At 57.6% G+C, this 1,650-nt stretch carries 1 protein-coding gene; it reads right to left on the bottom strand.

Features of this window, described 5'->3' with window-relative positions; genetic code table 11:
* Positions 1-130: 130 nt before the first annotated feature.
* Positions 131-1,582, bottom strand: coding sequence for an IS1182 family transposase (locus tag P3T17_RS37480; RefSeq protein ID WP_408531628.1), 1,452 nt, complete (start codon positions 1,580-1,582; stop codon positions 131-133).
* Between the last annotated feature and the right edge of the window lie 68 nt (positions 1,583-1,650).

Raw genomic sequence — 1,650 nt, 5'->3', positions numbered from 1 at the left:
GGCCGAGGCCGTGTAAAAACGCGTGAGCCGGCAGTCTGTCGAGCGACTGGTGAGGCTGCGCCTTCGCAGCTTCGTGCTTTCTACGACTGAACTGATTGCGCCACGCCAGCAAGCATAGGCAGGTGTGAGATTACGCGCCTGCCAGCTTCATCGCTCGCAGTGTCTTTGCAAATCCGAGGATCTTCATGACGCGTTTGAGGTTGTACGCCAGCACATGCAAGCTCATTTCAGTCGAGACGTTCCGAAGCCTGCGCATCTGGAAGTGGGTTGAGCCCATCCAGTGCTTCAGCGTGCCAAACACGTGTTCGACCGTTCGTCGCCGTATTGTCATCGCGTCAAGCTGACGATCCAGTCTGCGTTGCATTCTGTCGAGTACCGCTTCGTGTTCCCATCGGCGAATGCGCCGATACGGGGCCGGCGTGCACTGTTTTCTGAGTGGACAGTGTGGGCAGGCACTGCTCCAGTAGGTCCGCAATTTCAGCAGATTGGCACTCTCCAACGAGGTGTAGCGGTATATCGCGCGTTGCCCCGCCGGACACAGATACTGGTCGTCTCTGGCGATGTAAATGAAGTCGGCCCGGTCGAAGCGGCCGTCAGCCTTTGCCCCCGAGGTTTGTGATTTGGGCACGAGGGCCGCAATACCCGCGTCGTCGCATGCCTTGATCTCTGGTGCGCTGAAGTATCCACGGTCTGCCAGTGCCTTGATTTTCTTCTTGCCCATCGCGTCGCGCGCTGCTTTGGCCATGGGACTCAACTGCGTCCGGTCGTTGCCGACATTCGTGACTTCGTGGGTAACGATGAGATGGTGCCGGGCGTCGACGGCGACCTGAACGTTATAGCCAACCACGCCCGTACCCTTGGCTTGAGAGATCATTGAGCGTGAGTCCGGGTCGGTCAGCGAGACCTGCTTTTCCGGCAGATCGTTCAGAAGCTCAGCAGCACGATTCAGATCACGCATCTGTTCACGCAACGTTTCGATCTTCTCCCGTAGCCGTTCAGTCTTCGCTTCTACCTCGGCTGGCTGGGTGCGATCGGCGGTCTCCAGCGCGTCCAGATAACGCTGGATGCTTTGCTCGATCTGCTCCTGACGTCGTGCAATCTTGTTGGGCGTGAAGTTATTGTCGCGGCTGTTGACCGCCTTGAACTTGCTGCCATCGATGGCGACGACCGCTTGTGTGAACAGCTTCAGGTCCCGGCATATCATCACGAAGCGACGGCACACGTTGCGAATGCCTTCGCCATTGCTTCGCCTGAACTCGGCAATCGTCTTGAAGTCTGGCGCAAGCCGGCCGGTCAGCCACATCAATTCAACATTGCGCTGGCACTCCCGCTCCAGGCGTCGGCTAGACTGCACCCGATTGAGATAACCGTAGATATAGATCTTGAGCAGCACGGCCGGGTGGTAAGAAGGTCGCCCTGTGCTCGCGGGCATTGTTCCGTCGAATCCGAGGGATGCCAGTTCGAGTTCTTCGACGAATGCGTCGACAATCCGCACAGGATTATCTTCAGCGATAAAGTCATCGAGACACTCTGGCAGCAGTGTCGTCTGACTGCGTTGCGCACCTTCGACAAATCGCCCCATCTGCGCCTCTCATTCCAGCAGGTTGATTCAGTCTAGGCGATCATTAGAGTTTTTACACAGCCTCGGCC

It is taken from the genome of Paraburkholderia sp. GAS82, from assembly GCF_050436285.1.
In the GTDB taxonomy this organism is placed as follows: domain Bacteria; phylum Pseudomonadota; class Gammaproteobacteria; order Burkholderiales; family Burkholderiaceae; genus Paraburkholderia; species Paraburkholderia phenazinium_B.
This window is presented reverse-complemented; position numbering and strand designations above follow the sequence as displayed.

What these genes read in the sequence shown, in the direction of transcription:
- P3T17_RS37480 (WP_408531628.1), bottom strand. Translation starts at nt 1,582, where the DNA reads ATGGGGCGATTTGTCGAAGGTGCGCAACGCAGTCAGACGACACTGCTG.